The 22,824-nt window shown below is 65.2% G+C and carries 20 protein-coding genes and 1 pseudogene; 9 read left to right on the plus strand and 12 right to left on the minus strand.

Features of this window, described 5'->3' with window-relative positions:
- The first annotated feature begins 263 nt into the window (after positions 1-263).
- The gene (locus J8F10_RS21920; RefSeq protein WP_210657430.1) at positions 264-2,396 is read left to right on the plus strand and encodes a PPC domain-containing protein; all 2,133 of its coding nucleotides are present in this window, start codon (positions 264-266) and stop codon (positions 2,394-2,396) included.
- A gap of 17 nt (positions 2,397-2,413) precedes the next feature.
- Here the strand turns inward: J8F10_RS21920 and J8F10_RS21925 are convergent, their stop codons facing one another.
- From J8F10_RS21925 to J8F10_RS21940, 4 genes are read right to left on the minus strand one after another with little or no spacing between them, the layout of a single operon-like run.
- Positions 2,414-3,196: an SDR family NAD(P)-dependent oxidoreductase gene (locus J8F10_RS21925; protein WP_210657432.1), complete on the minus strand. Its 783-nt coding sequence runs from the start codon at positions 3,194-3,196 to the stop codon at positions 2,414-2,416.
- A gap of 10 nt (positions 3,197-3,206) precedes the next feature.
- Positions 3,207-4,415, minus strand: coding sequence for a dihydrolipoamide acetyltransferase family protein (locus J8F10_RS21930; protein WP_210657435.1), 1,209 nt, complete (start codon positions 4,413-4,415; stop codon positions 3,207-3,209).
- A 6-nt stretch (positions 4,416-4,421) separates the two neighbouring features.
- A complete protein-coding gene (locus tag J8F10_RS21935) occupies positions 4,422-6,401 on the minus strand; it encodes an alpha-ketoacid dehydrogenase subunit alpha/beta (RefSeq protein ID WP_210657437.1) in 1,980 nt (659 codons plus the stop codon).
- Entirely contained in the window at positions 6,394-7,725 is a 1,332-nt protein-coding gene (locus J8F10_RS21940; RefSeq protein WP_210657440.1) for an MFS transporter, read from the minus strand. The genes J8F10_RS21935 and J8F10_RS21940 overlap by 8 nt, the downstream gene beginning before the upstream one ends.
- A 413-nt stretch (positions 7,726-8,138) precedes the next feature.
- Between J8F10_RS21940 and J8F10_RS21945 the strand changes: the two genes are divergently transcribed.
- Complete coding sequence (locus J8F10_RS21945; protein WP_210657442.1) at positions 8,139-8,435, plus strand: hypothetical protein; 297 nt, start codon at positions 8,139-8,141, stop codon at positions 8,433-8,435.
- Positions 8,436-8,440: 5 nt separating this feature from the next.
- Here the strand turns inward: J8F10_RS21945 and J8F10_RS21950 are convergent, their stop codons facing one another.
- Both J8F10_RS21950 and J8F10_RS21955 read right to left on the minus strand, forming a co-directional pair.
- Positions 8,441-8,758 (minus strand): hypothetical protein, encoded by a 318-nt coding sequence (locus J8F10_RS21950; RefSeq protein WP_210657444.1) that lies wholly within the window; start codon positions 8,756-8,758, stop codon positions 8,441-8,443.
- A gap of 19 nt (positions 8,759-8,777) precedes the next feature.
- Positions 8,778-8,984: a hypothetical protein gene (locus J8F10_RS21955; RefSeq protein ID WP_210657446.1), complete on the minus strand. Its 207-nt coding sequence runs from the start codon at positions 8,982-8,984 to the stop codon at positions 8,778-8,780.
- A gap of 318 nt (positions 8,985-9,302) precedes the next feature.
- On the opposite strand from J8F10_RS21955, the gene J8F10_RS21960 reads away from it, so the two are divergent.
- The 4 genes from J8F10_RS21960 to J8F10_RS21970 all read left to right on the plus strand — a co-directional run bounded on the left by J8F10_RS21960 (position 9,303) and on the right by J8F10_RS21970 (position 12,886).
- Positions 9,303-9,866 carry a response regulator gene (locus tag J8F10_RS21960; protein ID WP_210657448.1) on the plus strand — a complete coding sequence of 188 codons (564 nt, stop codon included), beginning with the start codon at positions 9,303-9,305 and terminating at the stop codon, positions 9,864-9,866.
- A gap of 309 nt (positions 9,867-10,175) precedes the next feature.
- Complete coding sequence (locus tag J8F10_RS21965) at positions 10,176-11,279, plus strand: formylglycine-generating enzyme family protein (RefSeq protein ID WP_210657450.1); 1,104 nt, start codon at positions 10,176-10,178, stop codon at positions 11,277-11,279.
- A 97-nt stretch (positions 11,280-11,376) separates the two neighbouring features.
- Positions 11,377-11,505 carry a hypothetical protein gene (locus J8F10_RS39955; protein WP_261363076.1) on the plus strand — a complete coding sequence of 43 codons (129 nt, stop codon included), beginning with the start codon at positions 11,377-11,379 and terminating at the stop codon, positions 11,503-11,505.
- Positions 11,506-11,533: 28 nt separating this feature from the next.
- The gene (locus tag J8F10_RS21970; protein ID WP_210657452.1) at positions 11,534-12,886 is read left to right on the plus strand and encodes a TIGR02996 domain-containing protein; all 1,353 of its coding nucleotides are present in this window, start codon (positions 11,534-11,536) and stop codon (positions 12,884-12,886) included.
- A 6-nt stretch (positions 12,887-12,892) separates the two neighbouring features.
- On the opposite strand, the gene J8F10_RS21975 is transcribed toward J8F10_RS21970, so the two are convergent.
- Entirely contained in the window at positions 12,893-13,108 is a 216-nt protein-coding gene (locus J8F10_RS21975; RefSeq protein WP_210657455.1) for a hypothetical protein, read from the minus strand.
- A 281-nt stretch (positions 13,109-13,389) separates the two neighbouring features.
- Here J8F10_RS21975 and J8F10_RS21980 point away from each other — a divergent pair, with 281 nt between their 5' ends.
- Positions 13,390-14,250, plus strand: coding sequence for a DUF1559 family PulG-like putative transporter (locus J8F10_RS21980; RefSeq protein WP_210657457.1), 861 nt, complete (start codon positions 13,390-13,392; stop codon positions 14,248-14,250).
- A gap of 89 nt (positions 14,251-14,339) precedes the next feature.
- Here J8F10_RS21980 and J8F10_RS21985 read toward each other — a convergent pair whose 3' ends face one another.
- From J8F10_RS21985 to nfi, 3 genes are all read right to left on the minus strand, one after another.
- Positions 14,340-14,825 (minus strand): Fur family transcriptional regulator, encoded by a 486-nt coding sequence (locus J8F10_RS21985; RefSeq protein ID WP_210657459.1) that lies wholly within the window; start codon positions 14,823-14,825, stop codon positions 14,340-14,342.
- A gap of 185 nt (positions 14,826-15,010) precedes the next feature.
- Complete coding sequence (locus tag J8F10_RS21990) at positions 15,011-15,289, minus strand: flagellar biosynthesis anti-sigma factor FlgM (RefSeq protein ID WP_210657460.1); 279 nt, start codon at positions 15,287-15,289, stop codon at positions 15,011-15,013.
- A 522-nt stretch (positions 15,290-15,811) separates the two neighbouring features.
- Positions 15,812-16,492, minus strand: a complete 681-nt coding sequence (gene nfi, locus J8F10_RS21995) for a deoxyribonuclease V (RefSeq protein WP_210657462.1) — start codon at positions 16,490-16,492, stop codon at positions 15,812-15,814.
- 393 nt (positions 16,493-16,885) lie between these two features.
- Between nfi and J8F10_RS41130 the strand changes: the two are divergent.
- Together J8F10_RS41130 and J8F10_RS22000 are read left to right on the plus strand one after the other, a co-directional pair.
- A pseudogene (locus tag J8F10_RS41130) lies at positions 16,886-18,190 on the plus strand (amino acid adenylation domain-containing protein); the annotation flags it as partial.
- Positions 18,170-20,908, plus strand: coding sequence for a phosphopantetheine-binding protein (locus J8F10_RS22000; RefSeq protein ID WP_449267462.1), 2,739 nt, complete (start codon positions 18,170-18,172; stop codon positions 20,906-20,908). The pseudogene J8F10_RS41130 and the gene J8F10_RS22000, both read left to right, overlap by 21 nt.
- A 131-nt stretch (positions 20,909-21,039) precedes the next feature.
- Here J8F10_RS22000 and J8F10_RS22005 read toward each other — a convergent pair whose 3' ends face one another.
- Both J8F10_RS22005 and J8F10_RS22010 read right to left on the minus strand, forming a co-directional pair.
- Entirely contained in the window at positions 21,040-22,020 is a 981-nt protein-coding gene (locus J8F10_RS22005) for an ABC transporter permease (protein WP_210657466.1), read from the minus strand.
- Entirely contained in the window at positions 22,017-22,775 is a 759-nt protein-coding gene (locus J8F10_RS22010; RefSeq protein ID WP_210657469.1) for an ABC transporter ATP-binding protein, read from the minus strand. Before J8F10_RS22010 ends, J8F10_RS22005 begins: the two co-directional genes overlap by 4 nt.
- Positions 22,776-22,824 lie beyond the last annotated feature (49 nt).

A 22,824-nucleotide genomic window follows, 5' to 3' on the forward strand; every position in this document is an offset into this window, starting at 1 on the left:
GGTCCACGGCTTCTTGACCGTTAGGCTACACACCCATCATTCTTCCGCGTCCGCCGGTTGTGGCGATCAATCCGCCAGCGCCACAGTTTGTTCACCTGCCCCGAGCCGCACGCGCACCCCGCCCAAGAAGTTCTCGGTCACCGAGTACCCCTCACAGAATCGCGGCCGTCCCGTGCCGTTTTTGTCTTGCCGTCTCGTCGCGCAGCAACTTGTCCGCAGTTCCTATCCCGGGTACGCTGCAAGCACCTCTGAGAGGAGCTGCCATGTTCCGTCGCACGGTTGCCGCGCTCGTCGGGTTGCTCTTTGCGGGATACGCCAGCGCACAATCCGGCCCGCAGGTGCTCACGGTGTTCCCGCCCGGTGCAAAGGCCGGCGCTACGGTGGAAGTCACGTTCTCGGGCAACGGGTTCGACGGCAACGAGAAACTGCTCTTCAGTGCGAAGGGATTCACCGCCGAACGGGTCGGCACCGCGCCGGCTCCGAAGCAACCGCAACCCGGTCCGCCCTCAACCGCGGTGAAGTTCAAAGTCACCGCTCCGAAGGACGCGAGCGGTATGTACGACGTCCGCGTCGTGAGCAAGAGCGGGCTGAGTAACCCCCGCGCGTTCGTTGTGGGCCGCGGGACGGACGTGACCGAGGTAGAACCAAATAATGACGTGGGCCAGGCGCAGAAGATCGAAATCGAGACGACGGTGAATGGCATCATTAGTGCGCCAACCGATGTCGATTACACAGCGTTCAAGGCGAAAGCGGGGCAGAACATCGTCGTGTACTGCCTGACAACGAGCATCGATAGCAAGATGCAGGCCGACCTGATGGTGAGCGGACCGGACGGCAAGCCGCTCGCCTCGAACCGCGGCTACCGCGGCGGCGACGCGGTTCTCGACTTCAAGGCACCGACCGACGGGGAATATCTCGTTCGCGTGTCGCAGTTCGCGTACACCACCGGCGGCCCGGACCACTTCTACCGGCTGACGGTGACCGCCGGCGGGTGGGTCGACGCGCTGGTCCCGCCGCTCGAAACCGACGCGGTCACGCCGTTCACCCGAAACGGGCCGGCGAGCAAGATCGACATCAAAGGGCGTGACCTCGAAGGCAAACTGCAATCGAGCCGGCTCACCTCCCCGACCACGGCCATGATCGACGCCGTCGATCACCCGCGTTCCGCACCCGGTGGGAACCTGCTCCTCGCGCCCCAAACACCGGTTGTTCTCGACAACGCGAAAAACGGCACGGCGGCCGACGCGCAAGAGGTGAAGGCGCCGTGCGACGTCGCGGGGCGCATCGCGAAGAAGAACGAGCGGCACTGGTACAGTTTCGCGGCGAAGAGGGGAGAGGTGTGGACGCTCGAAGTGTTCGCGGAGCGCATCGGTTCGCCGGTGGACGCGTACTTCGTCCTCACCGATGCCAAAGGGAAAGTGATTACCGAACAGGACGACGGCGCGGACACGCTCAGCCCGAACCAGTTCCACACGAAGGGCGACGACCCCGCGCGCTACCGCTTCGCCGTGCCCGCGGACGGCACCTACAAGGTGATGGTGTCCACGCGCGAGGCCGGCGTGCAGTTCGGGGTGCGCGATCAGTACGTCCTGCGCATCGCGAAGGAGAAACCCGACTTCCGAATCGCGGTGATGCCGTTCTCGACACACCTTCCGGACGCCGGCACGCTCACAAAGGGCGGCGGCACGGTGTACGCGGTGTTCGTGTTCCGCTTCGACGGCTTTAACGACGCGATCGAGCTGAGTGCGGGTATGCTGCCGAAAGGCGTGAAGTGCCCGAAGCAGGTGATCGGCCCGGGGCAAATTCGAGGTACGCTCGCGCTAGTGTGCGATAAGGACGCCGACGAATGGGAGGGGTTCGTCACGATTTACGCCACGAGCGGCGAGCGGACCCGCACCGCCCGGCCGTTCACCGTGACATGGCCCGCGACCGGGTTGCAACCGAACCAAGTTCCGAACAGCCCGATGATTACGCGCATGGACCGCGGAGACGGGTTGGCACTTGCGATCCGCGGGGACGCGCCGTTCACGCTCACGCCGGTCGAACCGCAGGTGATTCCGAAGGCGGGTAAAATCGAAGTAACGCTGAAGGTGAACCGCGACGCCAAATTCAAAGACGCCATCCAGATCTTCGCGGCCACGCCGAATTTTGGTCCGCGTCAGCAGGGGAATCAGCCGCTCCCGGCGGTCGGCACCGCTCAACCCGCGAGTACCGAAATTAAAATCAGCGTGGACGTGCCGCCCGCCCTACCTCCAGGCACGCACACGCTGGTGCTTCGCGGGCAAAGCGCAGCACCCCAACCGAAGCAACCGGGTAACGTCGTGCCGCGCGCGGCCCCGACCTACGCCGCGGTACCCATCACGATAGTCGTGGAGGGCGCGCCGAAGAAGAAGTGACCCGGCCGCGCGTGAAATCAGAAGTCGCGGGTATAACCGGCCGTCCACCCGCCGTCCACGGTGAGGATGTGGCCGTTCATGTAGCTGTTTTCTGGGTCGGCGAGGAACAGCGCCGCGACCGCGATCTCGTCCACGGTGCCGGGGCGCCCGAGCGGGACGTGGTCGAGCATCCGCTGAACGGACTCTTTGAACAACCCGTCGTCGCCGTAGAAGAGTTTCCGCGTGCCCTCGGTGAGCGTCGAGCCGGGGGCGATTCCGTTCACCAGAACTCCGTGCGACCCCAATTCCAGTGCCATTGCGCGCGTGAGGTTCACCACGCCCGCCTTCGCCGCAACGAACGCGCACTGCAACCGCAGCGGCACCAGTCCCGCGATGGACGCGATGTTGATAATGCGCCCGCGCTTGTGCTCGCGCATCACTGCTGCCGCCGCTTTGCTCATCTCGTAAAGACCGGTCAGGTCCACCGCGAGAATGCGATCCCACTCCTCGCGCGGGAACGAGTCGATGGTAACGCGGTGGGCCATCGTGTTCACGCCCGCGTTATTCACGAGGACATCGAGCCGCCCGCACTCGGCCGTGATCTGCTGAACCACCGACGCGATCTCGGCCGGCTTCGTCACATCGAGTTTGAGCGCGCGCCCGTTGGGGGTCACTGAGGCTGCGGCTTGCGCTTCGGCTAGCACGAGGTCGGTGTAGTAAACGACACTGCCGTTGTGCGCGAGCCGGTCCGCGATACCCTGCCCGATTCCGCGGGCCGATCCGGTCACGAGGCTCACCGTCCCGTTCAGGTCACACTTCATCAATTCGCCCTCAACTCGATACCCACGGGGCCGGGTTCTCGACGCACTGCGTGAGCGTTTGCAGGAAACGAGCGGCCGGCGCGCCGTCGACGATTCGGTGGTCGAACGTGAGACTCAGCACGAGCAGATCGCGCCCGACGACGCGGTCGCCGTCCATCACCGGTCGGCGCTCGATGCGGCCCACACCGAGAATCGCGCACTCCGGCGCGTTGATGATCGGCGTGAACGCATCGATCCCGAACGCGCCGAGGTTCGTGACCGTGAAGCACCCGCCCTGCATGTCGCGTGCGGAAAGCGCGCCGCGCCGGGTACGGTCGATCAACTGGCTCGTTTGCTCCGCGAGTTGCCGTAACCCGAGGGCGGGTACGTTGCGAACAACGGGCACGAGCAATCCCGTTTCGGTATCGACCGCGATCCCGATATCGAGACTCTTGGCGGGCACGATTCCCGTATCGGTCCATTGTGCTGCAAGTGCGGGGTGCTTCTGAAGCGCGACCGCAACGAACTTCACGAGGAAATCGGTGTATGACGGAACCCGTTCGCTCCCGGCCGCTTTGAACTGCTCGCGGAGGTTCACGAGGTTGGTCGCGTCCACCTGTGCGGTCAGTGTGACGGGCGCCGTTGTCTGCCGGCTCTCCACCATCTTGGCAGCAATCGCCCGGCGCGTCGCCGTAAGCGGAACCGTGCCTTGCGAGGGGGCTGGAGGCGCAAGCGCGGCGATGTCGCGTTCGCGCACGCGGCCGTTGCGCCCGGTGCCTCGCACGTGCGACACATCTGTGCCCGTGCGTGCCGCAAGCCGACGCGCGCGGGGCGTGATCGCGGTGAGTGTGGGTGCCTCTTCCGCGTGGCCCGCTCGCTCCGCGAGCGGTTGCGCGTTTTCGCTCGCCGTGGGCGGACTCTCAGCAGCCTCCGCGGTCGGCGGTGCGTGCGTGCTTTCGCCGTTCGTCGGCGGGGCTCCCGTTGGCGGCGCTTCGCCCGCTTGCAGTAAATAGCCGATCACCGCGCCGACCGCGAGCCGGTCGCCGAGTTTCGGGCCGGTCGCGGGGATGTGAAGGGTGCCTACATCGAGGCTCTCAACGTCTTCGGTCGCTTTTTCGCCTTCGAGCCGGAACACCGCATCGCCGGACTTGACGGCGTCGCCGTCGGCCTTGAGCCACTCGACGAAGACGCCCTCTTCCATGTTCCAGCCGAGGCGCGGGATCGAAACGGGAATCGGCATGAGCGGTTACTCGGCAAGGAGGTCGCGAATCGCCTTCGCAATGGCGTCCGTGTTCGGCACCACCGCGGCTTCGAGCGGCGGGCTGTAGGGGGTGGGTGTGTGCAGACTGTTCAGGCGCTTGATGGGCGCATCGAGTTCGTCGAAGAACTGGTCCGCGATTTGTGCGGCGATCTCCGCGCCGATGCCGTACAACCCGAACGCTTCGTCCACGATGAGTAGTCGGCCGGTCTTCGCGACCGATGCGCCGATGGTCTCCGTATCGAGCGGCGCGACCGTTCGCGGGTCGATCAGCTCGACCGAAATCCCTTCGCGGCCGAGATCGGCCACCACATTGAGCACCTTGCGGACCATTTGCCCGATCGCAACCACGGTCACATCGGTCCCCGCGCTCACGACCGCGGCTTGGCCGAACGGAATTTCGTAAGCCGCTTCCGGTACCGGCCCCGTGAGCGACAGAATTTCGCGCGGTTCGAGGAACATCACCGGGTCGTCACACCGGAGCGCGTGGTGCAGCAACCCCTTCGCGTCGTAGGGCGTGGACGGGATCACCACGCGCAGCCCGGGGAAGTGCGCGTACATCGGGTAGTAGTTGCCGGAGTGGTGCGTCGCGGCGGAGTGCCCGATGCCGATGCAGCCGCGCAGCAGGATCGGCATCTTGAGCCGCCCGCTACTCATGTACTGCATCTTCGCGATCTGGTTCACGATCTCGCCCACGCCGTCGAGAACGAAGTCGGCGAACATGAAGTCGATTACCGGCCGCGTGCCGGTCATCGCCGCGCCGCACCCCAAACCGACGAACCCGCGTTCACAGATGGGCGTGTCGCGCAGGCGCTCCGGGCCGAACTTGTCGTACAGCCCCGCGGTCGTTTTGAAGTTCCCGCCGCGAATACCGATGCCCTCCCCCAGAACGAAGATTCCGGGATTCGCCGCCATCTCCGACCCGAGCGCTTCGAGCGTGGCCTGCGAGTAACTGATGACGCGCCCCGAATCCGCGGGTGGAGGTGGGGCCGGGCGGCGCGCTTCGGCGTAGATGTGCGCGGTCGCCGTTGAAGCGTCCGGCCACGCGCTCGCTTCGGCCTCGCGCTGGGAGACTTCGACTTCGCGCTGGACCTCTGCGTCGATGGCATCGAGCGCCGCGCTACTCCCGGGAATCACCCCGCGGAGCCGGTCGATGGGGCACTTGGCTTTCCAGTTCTCCACATCCTCGCGGGTGCGATAGGTGTAGTCGCCCATACCCTCCGCGTGCGGGCGGGTGCGGTACGTTTTGCACTCGAACAGCGTCGGCCCGCCGCCGCTCCGCGCTCGGGCGACCGCTTCGCCCGCGGCCGCGCGGATCGCGACCACGTCGTTGCCATCGAGTTCGATCCCGGGGATGCCGTAGGCCGCGCCGCGCGAGGCCACGCTCGGGTTCCCCGCAGCGTAGGCGAACGGCACCTCGGTCGCGAACTGGTTGTTCTCGCACACGAACAGGACGGGCAGTTTCCAGATGGCCGCGAGGTTCAGCCCCTCGTGGAACGCCGCGTTGTTCACCGCGCCGTCGCCGAAGAACGCGACCGCGACGGTGTCCCGCTTCAGCAGGTGGAAACTGTACCCGGCGCCGGCGGCCTGCAGGATGCACGGGCCGACGATCCCGCTTGTGCCCATCATGCCCACTTCGGGCGAGAACAGGTGCATGCTCCCGCCGCGCCCGTGCGAGCACCCCGTCGCGCGCCCGTACAGTTCGGCGATGAGCTGGACCGGCGGCACGCCCTTCGCGAGCGCGTGCCCGTGCCCGCGGTGCGTGCTGAACACCACGTCGTCGGGCCGCAAATGCGCGCACACGCCGACCGCGATCGCCTCCTGGCCGACGTAAGTGTGGCACGCGCCGTGAACCAAACCGCGCTGGTGGGATTTCGCCAGTTGCTCTTCGCACCGGCGGATGAGGAGCATTTGCCGGTAGAGGCGGAGCAGCTCCCCGGTGGGTGGTTGCGTCTGCTGGTCAGTCATCCAGTTCCTCCACGGGCGGCGCGACCCGTACCAGTGCTACGAACACGGCGCCGAGGACAAAGCACACCGTCACGAACGCCATCGAAGCCTGATCGCTGAACCCCGCGTCCCGCAGCGCGCCCAAAAGGGGCGAGCCGATCGCGCCCGCGAGATTCCCACACATATTGATGACACCGATCGCCACCGCCGCGGCCGACGAGGTGAGCGTCAGGGTCGGGAGCACCCAAAACGGCGTGAACCAGAACATCGAGAAGAACCCGGCCAGGCACAGCCACGCGAACACCGCGCCCCACGGTTGCCCCGGGACGAGCGCGAGCGCGAAGGTCACGCCCGCTCCGACCTGCCCCGTGACGCAGTGCCACTTGCGGTCCCCGGTGCGGTCCGAAGACCAGCCCGACACGAGCACCGCGACGAACCCGCACAGGTAAACGCACCCGGTCCAGTTCAGCACGTTGGTCGCGCCCGACCCGCGCCCCGTCGCCGCGAGCAGCCCTTCGACCATTGTCGCGAGCCAGAAAACGAACACGTACCCGGCAATGTTCGTGGCGAGGATCGCCAGCGCGAGCAGCCAGACGTTTCGCGCCCCGAGTGCCTGTTTGAGCGAAACGGTCCCGGTCGAACTGGCCGCTTGGCGCTCCGCTTCCAGGGTGCTTTCGAGCCAGTCGCGCTCTTCCGGCGTGAGCCACTTCGCGTTCCGCGGGCGGTCCGTGAGCAGGAACGGCACCACGGCTCCCAAGAGCACGGCCGGCGCGCCCTCGACCAGGAACACCCACTGCCAGCCCTTGATGTCGAACCAGTTCTGTTCGAGCAGCACCGCGGACACGCGCGCCCCGAGCGCGAGGCTGAGTGGCACGCCCAGCAGCATCACGGACATCGCCCGCGCGCGGTCCTTCCGCGGGAACCAGTGGGTGAAGTAGACGATCACGCCCGGGAAGAACCCGGCTTCCGCGAGCCCGAGGAAGAAGCGGGCGACGTAGAACTGCGTGGGCGTTTCGACCAGCGCCATCGCCATCGAACAGAAGCCCCAGGTGACGAGGATGCGCGCGAACCACTTCCGCGCGCTCCAGTGCTCGACCAGCAGCGCCCCGGGGATCTCGAGGAACAGGTACCCGATGAAGAACAGCGCGACGCCGACGCCGAACACGGTGTCGGAGAAGCCGAGGTCGTCCTTCATCTTGAGCTTGGCGAAGCCGACGTTGGCGCGATCGAGGTACGCGATGATGTAGAGGAGGAACAGCAGCGGGAGGAGGCGCAAGGCGACCTTGATTCGGGTGCCGCGCGCGACCGCGTGGGGGGCGTCGGGAGTGGGGTCGGGAGAGGGCATCGGCACGGCGATCCGGGGGAGGTGTCGCAGCGTACCACGGCCCGCGCCCGACCGCACGCGGAAAAATCATCCCTTTTGCAGTTTGTGAATCTGAGTGGGGATAAATGGGTTCGGTGGGAGTCGAACACGCTTGCGAGGCGCTGTGAAGTTGGGATCGGCGCCTGCGTGGTAATCGCGGCGAGCCTACTACCCAAGCTCTTTTACCTCAAAACGGTCCGCCCGCTTCCCGAAACGGCCCCGGTTTACCTTCGAGCCAGCGCCCGGCCGGGTGAGCCCGCCTCGCGCCCGCGCGTCTCATAATCTCGGTTCTCGAGCAAAGAATCTGCCTATTCGGACCCAGGAGTGTCGTTGAACGTCTATGATTCTAACGTCGGGTCGGGGCGCACGGCCCTCACCCGAACGGGAGCCACAATATGCCCAAAACACCGAAGCCCCAAATGCCACCTGAAGATGAGCCGGTGCAGACCGAGACGACGACGGCAGTTCGGAAGCGCGAGGAGGTCATCCGGGCGGGGGTGCTCAAGGCCCTCGGGCGCCCGGCCGAATTGCTGCGCGTGCTCGTCCTGCCGCTGTGGGGCGACCACTACCGGGTGAACGTGGTAACTGGTGAGGACGCGACCAAGGTCGCGATCCCCAACAGCTACTTCGTGACGGCCGACGAGGGCGGGAGCATTCTCCGGTCCGAACCGCCGATCCAGAAGCTGTACTGACCCGGTCAGGTGGCGCGGTACTCGAGCCGGACCCGGAACTTCCCATCCGGTTGCTCTTCTTCGCGCGCGCCGGCCCCTTCGTTCAGGTGAACGCCCCACCCGAGGGCCAACTCGTCCAAGAACCGCCGGGTGGTGTTTAGAGCGTCCTCCCGCGCGGCGTCGGACAGCGTCGGGTACAGAACCAGATCGAGCACGACCGCGTCGCGCGCCGGCGGAGTTACTTCCACGTCCCCGACCCGTATCCCCTGCCCCGTCACAATCGTGTACCGCCGCGCCGGGTCATTGGCTTTCTGCGTCAGTTTGATGAATCGGAAGACGTCCATTGTCCATTCCCTGCGGCATTCACGTGTGTAACGGGGCCGAACGAACGAGTTCTTTCAAGGCGATGCCGTCCTTCCGAAGCGCCAGCACCCGAGCCATCACCGCCCACCGCGGCACGTTTCCGCGTGCGAGTTCCTTGACCCGCGCCGCCGCCTCGTCCAGTGTCTGCGCGTCGTTCCACGCGGCAACGAACTGATCCAACGGCACCAGCCAAACTCGGTCACCCATATTCTGTGCCCTCCCCTTTGCTCTATCACAATGCTGGCTGGCGAAGGAATCGACACAGCCGATCTCGGGAGCGAGCAGAGAAATTGAGTGCATGAGGCAGCATCTTCGGGAGAAAACGATCCCCCCACCTCGCGCTCGTTCGGCACGCGGTTCGCATATTGTAGCGACGGCGGGGTGAACGCAGCGTGTTGAATGGGCGACGGCCCGCTGCGGTACACCCCGCCATTTTCGTATTCACGTTCGCGCCCGTCGGGGTTATGCGGAACACGAAGTTCCGATACGATCTCCGTTCTCACTCATCGCCCACCGAGGCCGCAGTTGGAGCTGCCACCCCCGGTCGCCGTTCGCGTCCTGGTCGTCGATGACAACCGCGACGCGGCCGACACCCTTGCCATGTTGCTGGAGTTGCGTCGGTACGACGTGCGGGTCGCTTACGACGGCCGTGCCGCGCTTCGCAGTGCCCGCGCGTGGGTTCCCGACTGCCTGATCTCGGACATCCGAATGCCCGGTATGGACGGGTACGCGCTCGCGCGCGAGGCCCGCACTGATCCGGCACTGGCTGGGGTAAAGTTGGTGGCCCTGTCCGCGTTTTCGGACGCGAGGCACGTGCAGCGGGCCGCCGAAGCCGGGTTCGATTACCGCATTACCAAGGCCGCCGACGCTCAGGAACTGCTGGAGGTACTGAAGATGATCGAACAGATCAAGGAACTCGCGACCCGCACACAAGAGCTCGCCGGGCAGAACGTGGAACTGGCCGGGCAGACGAAGGAACTGCTGAAGGAAGTCAAGCAGGAGGTGAAGGAGGTCAAGCAGGAGGTCCAAGAGTTGAAGAAAGAAGTCAAGGAACTCAAAGAAGACCGCGGCGACCCGACGGCCCAATAAACACTGCGCCCGTGCAATTCGCTTCCCGTCTAATCAATCCCCGCCACTCGATTCGCCCCCTCAATTCCGGTCGGTGGGTCCGGTGGGGGTCGGACCCACTTCCAGGGCTACAAGCCGCGGCCGATGCAACCGTTAGCCGGGAAGTTCCTGTGGCCATGATAGAACTACCCGTCTAGCCGCGGTTCGTTCAAGCCGGATGAAATCCAGAAGCAGATCGAAGTCGCGACCGGTAGGAAGTGACGGTAGAATGATCGATAAAGCCGGCCGGGAGCACGCCCCGGCCGCCTCTTTTGGTCACGAGTTCACATCATGTCTGTGCGCAGCCGTCAGCGCCGCTCCGCGGCGAAACAAGTTCCCGCAACGACCACACCGCCCGCACCGGCGCGCCGGTGGCCGCGCGTGCTGTTCTACCTCGCGCTGGCGGGAGGCGCGTTCGGGGGCGCGTATGCGGCCACGGTACTGACCCGCCCCGGCGCGCCGGCGGGCATGGTGCTGATCCCCGCCGGCGAGTTCGAGATGGGGACCGCGGGCGACACGCCGAACAAGAACGAGCAGCCGGCCCACAAGGTCCGGGTGGCCGCGTTCTACATGGACGAAACGGAAGTCACCAACGCCCAGTTCCGAACGTTCGTCGAGGACGCGAAGTACGTCACCACCGCCGAGAAGAAGCCGGACTGGGAGGAGATGAAGAAGCAGCTCCCGCCGGGCACGCCGAAACCGCCGGACGATCAACTCGTTCCGGGGTCGCTGGTGTTCACACCGCCGACCGAGAAAGTTCCGACCACCGACGCGGCGCGCTGGTGGAAGTGGGTTCCCGGCGCGTGCTGGGAGCACCCGGAGGGGCCGAAGAGCGACATTAAGGGGAAGGACGATCACCCCGTGGTTCACGTTTCGTGGGACGACGCGACCGCCTACGCGAAGTGGGCCGGGAAGCGCCTCCCGACCGAGGCCGAATGGGAGTACGCCGCCCGCGGCGGGTTGGTCGGCAAGCGGTTCGCTTGGGGCGACGAGGCTCCCACCGAGACCGACGGCAAGAGGGCGAACATCTGGCAGGGGACGTTCCCGCACGAGAACACGAAGACCGACGGGTGGGAACGGACCGCGCCGGTGAAATCGTACCCGGCGAACGGGTACGGGCTGTACGACGCGGCCGGCAACGTGTGGGAGTGGTGCTCGGACTGGTACCGGGCCGACGCCTACTCCGGGCGCAAGGGCGTGACCGCGAACCCGACCGGCCCCGACACGTTCTGGGACCCGAACGAGCCGCTCGTGCCCAAGCGCGTCACCCGCGGCGGCTCGTTCCTGTGTCACGTCACCTATTGCGAGAGCTACCGCCCGGCCGCGCGCCGCGGAACCGCCACCGATACCGGCATGTCGCACCTCGGGTTCCGCTGTGTGAAAGACAAGAAGTGAGGTTAGTGGGCCGCCCGATCTCCTACTTCTTGAAGTCGAATTGGCGGAACTGGAGCACGAGTAGAGCCTCCTGGCTCTCCTCGTCCCGGCCACCAATGTGTACCAGATCCGCAAATACTGCGTGGAACTGCACGAACAGGCACTCGCATACCTCAAGGACAACAACGAGTCGAAGGAATCGGCGCGGGTCGAGCAGAGTTCGGCGAAGGTCGAGAACGGGAAGTGACCGCGTGACGTCCGACCTCCAAGCACTGTTGGCCGCGATCGTCGCCGATCCCTCGGACGACGTCGCGCGTCTCATCTACGCGGACTGCTTGCAGGAACACGGGAACGCCGCGCGTGCGGAGTTCATCCGCCTCCAGATCGAAGCCGAGCGCCACCACCCGCACTCCAACACGCGAGCCGACCTGGACCAGCGAGCATATGCGCTGTTTGCGGCGCATTGGATCGAATGGTGGGGCGAAGTGTGTACCGCGGTGGGCCTCCCACGCCCGGCACGCGAACCGGCCGGACGCTTTAGCCGATTCGCTCTGCGCGCCGGTCTTCGAGGGATGACAGGTGCTCCCTACGACTTCGGGAGTTTCGCATTGGGGTGCGACGTGCGAACACAGCTCGGGAGCGATCCCTCGTCCAAACTCGCGGGTTGGTTCCGAACTGGCTTCCGCCGTGGGTTTCCGGATTCACCCTCGATTGCGTTGTCGAGTGGTTGGCTTGCTCACCGTGCATTGCCGCGCTGGTCTTCTGTTTCTCCTGTGAAAACTCTTGGTGCCCGTGTCCCTGTCCGAACTTTTTGGAACGATGGCCCCTATCTCACCGGGGTCCGTTCGTTGAGCCTGTACGATTGCGACCAAACCGTGTTGGACGCGGTTCTTCGATCGCCACATCTGGCGGCACTCGAAGATCTGAGCTGGTGGATCAACGACGGCGAAGATGATGACGAAGTTGTGTACCAGTTCGTCGATCACACAGCGATGGTCATGCGGTACGCGCGACTCGCAAGATTGAAGCGGCTGGCACTGCAAGTGTGGACGGATCAAGCGGCCAGGGCCGTCGCCAGTTGCGCGCACCTTGCGGGGTTAGTCGAACTCGAAGTATCTCTCGCGAAGGATCTGTCTAGCGGGGTCGGCGCTGCTCGCCGATTGCTTACCCTTTCTCGTTCGCCGCACCTCGCGGGCCTCCGCTCGCTGACAATAACTGGCCCATTCGAGGCTAACGGGATCGAGTCCACTATTCGATACGCGACTTGGACCGGTTTACGGAAGTTGGTCCTCGTCGCGTTGAGGAGTGAGTCCGAACTAAACGACCTCACCCCGTTTTCTGGACCGGATAACCTGCCCGAACTGGAAGAGTTCCGGTTGATGGGGGTACATCTGACACCGGACCAGATCAACATTTTGGTCCGGTCCCCACTACTCAAACGTGTCAAGCACTACGCCCATCGAGGCACTTATACCGATGATTTTGGTAGCATCATTCGGTTAAGCGAAGTGGTTGATCCCATCAAAATTGAGACATTCTCCATCGAAGGGAACGATATCGACCTACCTCCGCACCTCGCAGCAATCCTCCGCGAGAAATTCGGCGATCGGCTGCATTTCCCCTTCTGACAACGATTAGGCCGCGATGCGCAGCGGGCCGATGACGGTGGCGCTGGGGCTTTTCGCGAGGCTCGCGAGTTCGCGCCGCGCTTGCATCAGGACGAGACTGACCGACGATTCGGGGCCGAGTTGTTCGATCATCAGGGAGAGGTACTCGGCCGCCCAGCGGGCTTCCGAGATGTCGATGGTCGCGGCCTCGGGGATCAGAACGGACGGGTCGGAAATGATCATGGCCGGGAACCTCCTTGTTCGTTTGGCACATTCTGAATTATGCGACCCGCCGGTATCACGATTCAAGCCCAATTTCTCGGGCCACAATTTCGGATAGAGTTCGGCCTTGTCTCACGCTTTACTCATTTTCTCCTTGACTCGCCCATTCCACGTCTGTTACCAATGGGCTTACTTCTCAATTACTCGCTGCAAGCCGCCCGATCACCGATTGCACCCATCCGGTTCACGCACCGCCACGCGACCGGAGTCGCAGGCCCGTTGGCGACTCGGGAACCGTTCCGATGTCCCTGCCCAACAAACGCGGGTTCACACTGGTCGAACTCCTCGTTGTCATCATGATTATCGCGGTCCTGATCGGACTGCTGCTGCCCGCGGTGCAGAAGATCCGTGAGGCCGCCGCCCGGACAAAGTGCCAAAACAACCTCAAGCAGATCGGACTGGCGTTCCACAGTCACCACTGTTCGGCCGGGCGGTTCCCCCACGGCGGGTGGCACGTTCACCCCGCGACCGCCCCGGACAGCGCCGACCCGTATGCGACCACGCACCAATCGCGCGCGGCGAGTTGGAGCTGGGCGTACCACATCCTGCCGTACATCGAACAGGACGCCCTTCACAAAAACACGGACCCGGCGCTCGTGCGCGGCACCCCGGTGAAGACGTACCACTGCCCGTCGCGCCGGGCGCCGGTGGCAATCGGCGGGAGCGCCAAGATCGACTACGCCGGGAGCGCGGGCAGTATGGACAGCGGGGGCAACGGCGTGGTGATGCAGACCCCGCTCGGCGCGATCCGCTTGAACGAAATCACCGACGGCACCGGTTGTACGGTGCTGGTCGGCGAGAAGCAGATGAACGCGGCCGCGTTCGGCCTGAGTCGGGACGATAACGAATCGTACTGCACGCCCGGCTGGAACGGGGACTGGGAGGTGTACCGGTGGGGCGCAACAGCGCCGGCGCCGGACTTCAGGAACGCGGCCGATACGAGCACCGCGGCGCAGGCGTTCGGGTCGGCACACGTCAACGGCTTCAACGTCGCCTTCTGCGACGGGTCCGTGCGGTCCATTCGCTACTCGGTCAACCTCACGACCTGGATCCGTGCGTGCGTGCGCAACGATAATCAGGCCGTGAACCCGAACGATCTGTGAGTGTTGAACGCGCGGGAAGAAATGATGCCAGCGACAGGGATCGCCACGCGGTCGCGTCCCTGCTGTTAGTCCGGGCGGCGTGAAGCGACTTACATCACCAACCGGGGGCGGGCGGCACGCGCTGCGTTGCACGCGCCGCAGACGCCGCGGACCACGAGGGTGTGGCCCTCCGCCCGGAACTGGTTCAGCGCGGAAACCTTCTCGAGCAGCGATTCCAGCTCTTCGCTCTGGAATTCGGTCATCGAGCCGCACTTCTCACACACGAGGTGATCGTGTGCGGGGTAGCCGTAGTCGTGGTCGAACACGGTGCGCGAGCCGAGTTCGATCCGGCGCAAGAGCCCCGCGTCCACGAGCGAAGAAAGGGTGCGGTACACGGTCGCCCGGCTCACGCGCTTCTTCGCGTTCTTCAGGTTCTCAATTAACTGCTCCGCGTCGAAGTGCTCGTGCTGCGCGAAGATGTGCTCGACCAGCACCCGCTTCTGGTCGGTGAACCGCTGCGGGCTCTTCCGACTCGCGAGGTACTCCCGAAACTTGCTCTCGGGGGTCTGCGACACCTCAACAGCGGGCAGTGGCACGATACGGCTCTCCAAATAGTTCAATACACGCGATCACCCGTAATTATAGGCGGGCGCCGGGCGGCAAGGTGAAGACGACAAGAAAAGCCGATCTACGAATTAGATCGGCCTTGAGCACTTGTACTTGTCCAGAACGGTTTCGAGTCGCCTTTCATCGTCGCGTGTGCGCGGTCGGCGCCGCGCGTTCATGCGCAGCCCGAGATCCGGCGCAGGAGTGCCTCTTCCGCGAGGAGCCACTTCTCCTCAGTGTCGTAGGTGCCGTCGGCGATCTGCTGGCGCACGCGGGCCACGAGGTCGTGGCGAATGCCGTCCTGCCCCCGGGGTTCGGGGTTCCGAGCCGGTTCGGGGTCCACGACCGGCGCGCCCGTGAGGCGCATCATCCGGTCGAAGGGGGCACCCGATGGGGCGGATTTGACGACGGCGACGCGCCAGCGGTGCCAGCCACGTGGTGAGGTCTCGCGCATTGGAATATCGTCTCCCTGCCGCCGCGAGCGTAGCTCGTTCGGCAGTCGGTCGGTGTGCGGCCTTCCGGTCGAGCCGGAGCGCCAGCACGCGGTTCACCCTCTCCCGGGCCGGCAGCACATGGAACGCCGGAGCGCCCAAATCCTCGCCGGCCCAAACCCCCGAGCCGCGCCGTCGAATCCTGACCGCGCTCCCGTTGGTCTTTGTCCTGGGTAGGGGCAGACTCCTCAGCCCCGGGACACGGTTCACCCGTTCAGTGAGCCGCGTTCCATTCTACGCAGGTGTATCGTCGTTCGCGCGCAACCTCTCGCAAGAAAATGCGCACCCGGTTGCACGGCTTTGGTCGGTTCCCGGCCCGGCGCGCCCGTTACTCGGATGATGCCCGGCGAACGGTTCACGCGGTCGCCCCAACCCCGGCTCTCACCTTACTTTGCCGGAATCGACTCAAGCCCCGATTCGGGGGCCGGGGTTTAGTTTTTGTGTCCGGTTTTCTGGCCCGGCGCGTCGGCCGCGGTCACCGGACACTAAACACCAAATTCCATTCTGAGCCGGTTCGCGGCCATGTGTGCTGCGCGCGTCGGAGCGGGGTGCCGGTACCCGCTCAGGGTGGCGCGGACCAACTGGGTCGCGGAGCCCACATCGATCTTGTGCCCCGGCGACACGAACACGGGTTTCACCCCGGTCGCGGACCGCACCACCGCGCCCACCGTTTCGCCGTTGAGCGAGAGTGGTGTGGCCTCGCCCGCGTTCGGGCCGGGTTCGGTGTGGTCCCCCACGAGCCAGCTCTTCGCACACCCCACGCACGGCAAGTCGAGCCACAATCCGAGGTGGCAGGCCAGACCGAACCGGCGCGGGTGCGCAATTCCCTGCCCATCGAGCATAACCGCGCCAGGCGCCCGGAGCAATTCGCCGAATGCGGCAAGCAGTGCAGGAATTTCACGAAACGACAACAACCCCGGAACATACGGGAAAGTCACTTCGCGCGTCACCGTGCATTCTTCGACCACCGACAGATCGGAGGCCTTCAGCACCACGACCGCGGCGAACAATCGCGGCTCTGTCAGATGGTAAGCGATGTCGCACCCCGCGATCAACTCGATGGCGCCGACCGGCGCGGACGTGTCCACGCGGGCGGCGAGTTCGTTCTGGAGCGCGACCGCGGCTTCTTCTGTTGTCGGCCACTCGTGCAATGGGGGAAATTGCATAATATTTGTGGGTAACACAATTTTGCTGAAAGGGACCGATTGCTCCGGTTGTACGGACGCGATGGCGGGCCGCGCGGTTCGTTCCGATGCGAAACCCTTCAGTATCCGTGGGGTTAGTTGGGAATCGCCCCGCGCTTGTGTTCGGACCTCAGCGAAGCGCACCACCGTGCTTCACAACGTGAAACGAATGTACTAAGTAAGAAGATCTCCCGCTGTAGCCCGCCCGCCACCTCAAGCCCGCTGCCATGCCCTAAAGGATGCCCGCCCGCACCGCTGACGCACTCGTGATTTTCGCCCCATGAAGTTCCCGCCCCGGAACAGCGGCCGCGGTACGGACTCACCGGATTCCAGGACAGGATGCCCCAGATCGATTCCTTGCATGGTGAAGTTTTGATGCTCCACAGTGTGACCGCACCGCGGAAGTCGGGTTTATTTGCTCAACACGATGGTACCGGCCCCGAACCGCGTTTGCTGCACGAGTTTTTCACGCGCGCGGCTCGCAAGTGGCCGGACAACGTCGCCATCGACGCCCCGCCCTGCGCCGCGCGCCCGAACCGCCGCACCATCACCTACGCCGAACTCGACCGCCGAACGGACGCGCTGGCGGCGTATTTACGCGAATTCGTGACCGGCGAATGCGTGGTCGCGATCCTGCTGGCGCGGAACGCAGAGCACGTTTACTTGGCGCAACTCGCGGTGATGAAGGCCGGCGCCGCTTACGTGTGCATCGACCCCACGTTCCCGGACGCGCAAGTCGGCACCATCCTCGGTGACGCGAAACCCGTCGCCGTATTAACGGATGCCGCCGGACTCGGCCGGGTGCGCCGGTGCGCCCCCGCACTCGGGTGCGCGTTCGATGTGATGGCGTGGGCCGCTCAACCTGAAAATCCCGTTCCGCCGTTGGCCGCGGCCCCGTGGCTCACGCCCCGCAACCTGGCGTACCTCATCTACACTTCGGGCACCACCGGTAAGCCGAAGGGAGTGATGATCGAGCACGCGGCCATCGTGAACCTCGTTCGCGGTGACCTCGCCACGTACCCCGCATCACCCGAGGACCGCGTCGCCCAGAACTCGTCGTGCGCTTACGATTCGTCTGTCGAAGAAATTTGGATGGCGCTCGCGGCCGGCGCCACGCTCGTTGTGATGGACGACGACGCGACGCACCTCGGGCCGGACCTCGCCCTCTGGCTCCGAACGGAGGGCGTGACGGTCTTCAGCCCGCCGCCGACGCTCCTGCGCACGATCGGGTGCGAAGATCCCGAACGCGCTCTGCCGGACCTGAAGCGCATTCACGTTGGCGGCGAGCCGTTGCCGCGTGACGTCGCCGACAAGTGGGCGCCCGGGCGCTGCCTCGTGAACGATTACGGCCCGACCGAGTGCGCGGTCGTGGCGCTTCGCGGCATCATCCGGTCCGGCGACGCGATCACCATTGGTCGCCCCGTACCGGGCATTCAGGCGTGGGTGCTGAACGAGCGCCTCGAAGAAGTGGCGCCCGGCGAATCGGGCGAACTCTGTCTCAGCGGTGTGGGTTTGGCCCGCGGGTACCTGAATGATGCCGAGCTAACGGCCCGCAAGTTCCCGACACACTCGCGGCTCGGGCGCATTTACCGCACCGGTGACCTCGTTCATCGGGCCGCCGACGGCACGTACTTCTGCCACGGCCGGATCGACACGCAGGTGAAGATCCGCGGGTTCCGAATCGAATTGGAAGCGATCGAATCGCGGCTTTCTGCGCGCGCCGATGTGCGCGAAGCGGCGTGTCGCGTGCAGGGCGAGGGACCGCAGCAGCAAATCGTCGCGTTCGTAGTCCCCACGAACCCCGCGTCACCGCCATCATTCGACGCTCTGAAGGCTGCGATACGCGAACAGCTCCCGGAGTACATGGTGCCGGCTCACTTCGGGCTACTGGCCGCGCTGCCGACCGCGGTGAGTGGGAAATTGGACCGGCGCGCGCTGCCGATACTGGAAGTCCATGCGCCGGAGCCGCACGGTCGCATCACCGACCCACGCGACGAGATCGAAGAGCGCATCACGACCGCGGTTCGCCGCGTGTTCAATTTGAAGGAGCGCGTTTCAGTCGATCACGACTTCTTCAACGACTTCGGGGGCGATTCACTCCGCGCCGCGATGCTGATTTCCGCCCTGCGCGACGATCCGGTAACGGCCGCACTCGCCGTCCGCGATCTGTACCAGACGCGCACCATTGAAGGACTGGCCCAGCGCGTTCGGAACACAAGCGGTCACGCGAACTCCCACAAACCGACCGAACCGGCCAAGCGGCTGAACCCGCTGTTCGCGACGATCGTGCAATCCGCGTGGTTGTTGCTCGGACTGATGGTTACTGGCCCCGCGCTCTACCTGCTGGCGTTCCACATCGTCCCGGATGCCACAGCGAGTTTGGGCCTGGCGCCGTTCCTGCTCACGACGCCGCTGCTCTACGCGGCCGGCATCTGCCTGTACGCGGTCGGCTCGGTGATCTTCGCAGTGATGGTGAAGAAAGTGCTGATCGGTCGGTACCAGCCGGTTCGGGCACCGATTTGGGGGAGCTTCTACGTTCGCAACTGGATCGTGCAACAAACCGCGCGGCTCATCCCCTGGCGGTTCTTCGACGGCACTGTTTTCGTGAGCGTGATCTTGCGGGCACTCGGCGCAAAGGTTGGGAGGGGTGTTCACATTGGCCGCGGGGTCGGGCTCGTTCACGGCGGGTGGGATCTGCTCGAAATCGGCGACAACGTGAGCATCAGTCGTGACGCGACGCTGCGTCTCGTTGATCTCGAAGACGGGCAGATTATCGTCGGGCCGATTTCGATCGGTGCTGACTGCACCCTCGATATTCGCTCGGGCCTCGGGCCGAACACGCGCATGGAGCCGGATAGTTACCTCGCGGCTCAGGGATACGCGCTCTCCGGAGCGGTGCTTTCCCGAGGAGCGCGCTGGGCCGGGATCCCGGCCGCGCCTGCGGGCGAAGCTCCGCCGGCCGCACAGTTAACAGAGGGGAGCCACGAGCTTTCGCCGGTAATGCACGGCGTCGTACTACTCGGCGCGAAGTTGCTGTTCACAGCGCTCGCGGTCCTTCCTGTTGCGCTCGCGGTGTTGCTGTACGCTCAGGTGCAGGGGATCGATACCGCCGCGGCGACCGCATGGTTATTGCATCCCACGATTAACACCGATCAGTTCTTGCTCTCCGCGCTCGTGGCCGTGCTCATCGTTCCGGCGCTGCTCGTGTCGCGTTGTGTTTCGATGCGCACGCTCGGGAAGATCCCCGAGGGCGTGGTCAGCCGGTGGAGCTACACCTACATCCGCGTGCTGCTGAAGCGGGACATTCTGGACTGGGCGAACGACTGGCTCAACGGCACGTTGCTGTGGCGCGTGTGGCTGCGCGGCGCGGGTATGAAGATCGCACGCGACACCGAACTGAGCACGATTTTCGACACCGTACCGGAGTTGGTCGAACTCGGACCGGGCACCTTCTTCGCCGACGGCATTTACCTCGGCGCCCCGCACGTTCACCGCGGGACGGTCACCCTGGCGCGCACGAAGCTCGGCGCCAGCGTGTTCCTGGGTAACTACGCCGTCATCCCGATCGGTCAGACGATCCCGGACGGCGTGCTCCTCGGGGTCTGCACCGTTGCGGACGATCGCATCATCACGCGCGGGACGTCGTGGTTCGGGGAACCGCCGTTCGAGTTGCCGAAGCGGGAGATCGTCGAGGCCGACGCGCGCCTGACGCACAAGCCTTCGTGGATTCGTTACGCGAACCGCGTGTTCTGGGAGCTGCTGCGGTTCGCCCTTCCCTTAGTGCCGCTGCTGCTCGTCGCGACGTGGTTCGCAGTGCTGGAAGCGGTTCAGCCCGAAGTTTCGCTCGCGGTCCTCGCGTTCGGCGTCGTACCGGCGCTCGACCTGGGCTTCCTCGTGGGGCTGTGCCTGTTCGGGCTAGCTTTGAAGTGGTTCTTACTCGGTCGCGTGCGCCCGGGCACGCGCACGCTCTGGTCGTGCTGGTGCAGCCGGTGGGACTTCAACTACATCGCGTGGCACTACCTCGCGCTGGCTCCCATGCAGGCACTTGAAGGCACCGTCCTGCTGAACGGCTACCTGCGTGCTCTGGGAGTGAAGATCGGTAAGAACGTCGTCGTGGGGGACGTGTTCGCGCTCGTCGTGGACCCCGACATGCTGGAACTTCAGGACGGCGCGACCGTGAGTTGCTTGTTCCAGGCCCATACGTTCGAGGACCGCGTGCTCAAGATCGACCGAGTCGTGATCGGGAAGAACTCGTCGGTGGGGATTGGGGCGGTGCTGCTCTACGGGTGCCACATCGGTGACGGCACCCGCGTGGCGGGCCACAGCGTGGTGATGAAGCGCGAGCGCTTGCAGCCCAACCACACTTACGCCGGGTGCCCGACTCACTTGGTGGGCTGAGAACCGGGATGAGGCGAACGGCCGGCGTGAGCCGGCTGATAAGAGCTTGCCCGTAATGAGCGGTCGCGCTCACCAGCCGGCTCACGCCGGCCGTTCGCCAAGTCAGCGAGCCGCAACTGTTGGTTACGGCATCAATAATCCATGTTGCGGAACTCGTAGGCCGCGATCGACAGTACGCCGAACGCGAACGCGAGCGACGCGAGTACCGACAACTCGGGCCGGAACGCGCCCTTTTGCTTCACCGCGTCCAGTTCCGGTACCGGCGTCGAATACGTGCCCGCATCCATTAAGTCAAAGAAGATGCCGCTCAGGTCCATCGGCTTCGGCAGCACCCAGTACCCCGCGTCCACCAGGAACGCCGCCATCGGGGTGATTCCCTGAATCGGGGCCGCGGTCAGGCGCAGGTACGTGAAGTTCATCGCCCAGCACAGAATCCAGAACAGCAGCGTGCCGAACACGCTCACGACCGTGCTCCGCGTACACACCGCGAGGAACGCGCTGAACGCATAGAACACCGCGAAGTTCGTCACGAGTAGAGGCACCGCCAGCCAGTACCGCACGTCCCACACGCCGGTCGCGAAGCCCAGCCCGAGCCACGTCCCACCGACGAAGAAAGTGGCGTGCAGCGCCACGAACAGCACCACACCGAAGTATTTCCCGGCCAACAGTGCCCACCGCGGCGCCGGTTTCGCGAGTAACACCGTCACCGCGTGCGGTTCGAGGAACGTCGGCAGGAACCCGGCCGTCCACAGGAGCGCGAGCAGCACGCCCGCGGTATCGGCTAGAATCCCCGCGAGCCACAACTGAAGTTCGCGCACCGAGTCCGATTTGCTCTTGGCGACCGGGTACTCCACCATCCCGAACCCGACGGACACGGTCCCGTGCGGCTCATCAATGCCCTCCGCGCCCTCCCCCTTCGGCATGCGCAGTGGCAGTTCGGCGGGGTGGCGCTCGCGCTCCTCGGCGCCGGTCACCGTCACACTCATCGCGAAGAACGTGCAGAGCACGGTGAGCCCGAGCATCACCCAGAACAGCCGGGACGCGAGGGACTGGCGGAACGTGTCGCGCACCATCCAGCGGACGGTGCGAATGGTCGCGGGCAGCGCGTTCATGCGGCCTCCGACTGGTACAGGCGTTGGAGGGCGGTTTCGAGGTTCCGCGGCGCGCCGGACTTCGGGTCGCGCAACAGGTCCGGGAGCGTTCCGTCGAACACGATCTGCCCGGCGACCAGTACCGCGGCGGAATCGCACAGCTCTTGCACTTCGGGGAGCACGTGCGACACCATCAGCACCGTCTTCCCCGCGCTCTTCCGCTCGCGCACCACTTGTCGGAGCAGTTGCCGGCCGGACAGGTCCAGGCCCTCGGTGGGTTCGTCGAGGATGAGCAGGTCCGGGTCGTTAAACAGAGCTTGCGCGAGGCCCAGGCGCTGAACCATGCCCTTGCTGAATCGCGCGATCGGCTCGCTCTTGCGGTCCGCGAGGCCCACCCGCTCAAGTAGCGCTGTGGTTCGGGCGGGTAGTGCCTCGGACGGTACGCCGGACAGCCCGCCGTAGAACGTGAGCAACTCGGACGCGGAGAGGTAGCGCGGGAACGCGTGGTTCTCGTGCATGTACCCGATGCGCCCGAGCGTGCCCCGGTCGGCGATCGGCGCGCCGAGCCGGGCGATCGTGCCCGAGGTGGGGCGCACGAGCGACAGGAGCAACTTCACGAGGGTCGTTTTGCCGGCCCGGTTCGGGCCGAGCAGCCCGAACACGCGCCCGGCGGGCACGGTGAGCGACACGCCCCGCACCGCGGGCACGCCCCCGCGCCCCAGGAGCCCCGTGGGGTACGTCTTTACCACCTGATCGAATACCGCGGCTGCGGTCACGGTGAACTCCATGCCCGAGGTTTACACGTGTTGCCGTCTGGAAACATAG

It is taken from the genome of Gemmata palustris, from assembly GCF_017939745.1.
Classification (GTDB): Bacteria; Planctomycetota; Planctomycetia; order Gemmatales; family Gemmataceae; genus Gemmata; species Gemmata palustris.

Coding starts and splice junctions, on each gene's coding strand:
- J8F10_RS21920 (WP_210657430.1), top strand. CDS start 264: ATGTTCCGTCGCACGGTTGCCGCGCTCGTCGGGTTGCTCTTTGCGGGA.
- J8F10_RS21925 (WP_210657432.1), bottom strand. CDS start 3,196: ATGAAGTGTGACCTGAACGGGACGGTGAGCCTCGTGACCGGATCGGCC.
- J8F10_RS21930 (WP_210657435.1), bottom strand. CDS start 4,415: ATGCCGATTCCCGTTTCGATCCCGCGCCTCGGCTGGAACATGGAAGAG.
- J8F10_RS21935 (WP_210657437.1), bottom strand. CDS start 6,401: ATGACTGACCAGCAGACGCAACCACCCACCGGGGAGCTGCTCCGCCTC.
- J8F10_RS21940 (WP_210657440.1), bottom strand. CDS start 7,725: ATGCCCTCTCCCGACCCCACTCCCGACGCCCCCCACGCGGTCGCGCGC.
- J8F10_RS21945 (WP_210657442.1), top strand. CDS start 8,139: ATGCCCAAAACACCGAAGCCCCAAATGCCACCTGAAGATGAGCCGGTG.
- J8F10_RS21950 (WP_210657444.1), bottom strand. CDS start 8,758: ATGGACGTCTTCCGATTCATCAAACTGACGCAGAAAGCCAATGACCCG.
- J8F10_RS21955 (WP_210657446.1), bottom strand. CDS start 8,984: ATGGGTGACCGAGTTTGGCTGGTGCCGTTGGATCAGTTCGTTGCCGCG.
- J8F10_RS21965 (WP_210657450.1), top strand. CDS start 10,176: ATGTCTGTGCGCAGCCGTCAGCGCCGCTCCGCGGCGAAACAAGTTCCC.
- J8F10_RS21975 (WP_210657455.1), bottom strand. CDS start 13,108: ATGATCATTTCCGACCCGTCCGTTCTGATCCCCGAGGCCGCGACCATC.
- J8F10_RS21980 (WP_210657457.1), top strand. CDS start 13,390: ATGTCCCTGCCCAACAAACGCGGGTTCACACTGGTCGAACTCCTCGTT.
- J8F10_RS21990 (WP_210657460.1), bottom strand. CDS start 15,289: ATGCGCGAGACCTCACCACGTGGCTGGCACCGCTGGCGCGTCGCCGTC.
- nfi (WP_210657462.1), bottom strand. CDS start 16,492: ATGCAATTTCCCCCATTGCACGAGTGGCCGACAACAGAAGAAGCCGCG.
- J8F10_RS22005 (WP_210657466.1), bottom strand. CDS start 22,020: ATGAACGCGCTGCCCGCGACCATTCGCACCGTCCGCTGGATGGTGCGC.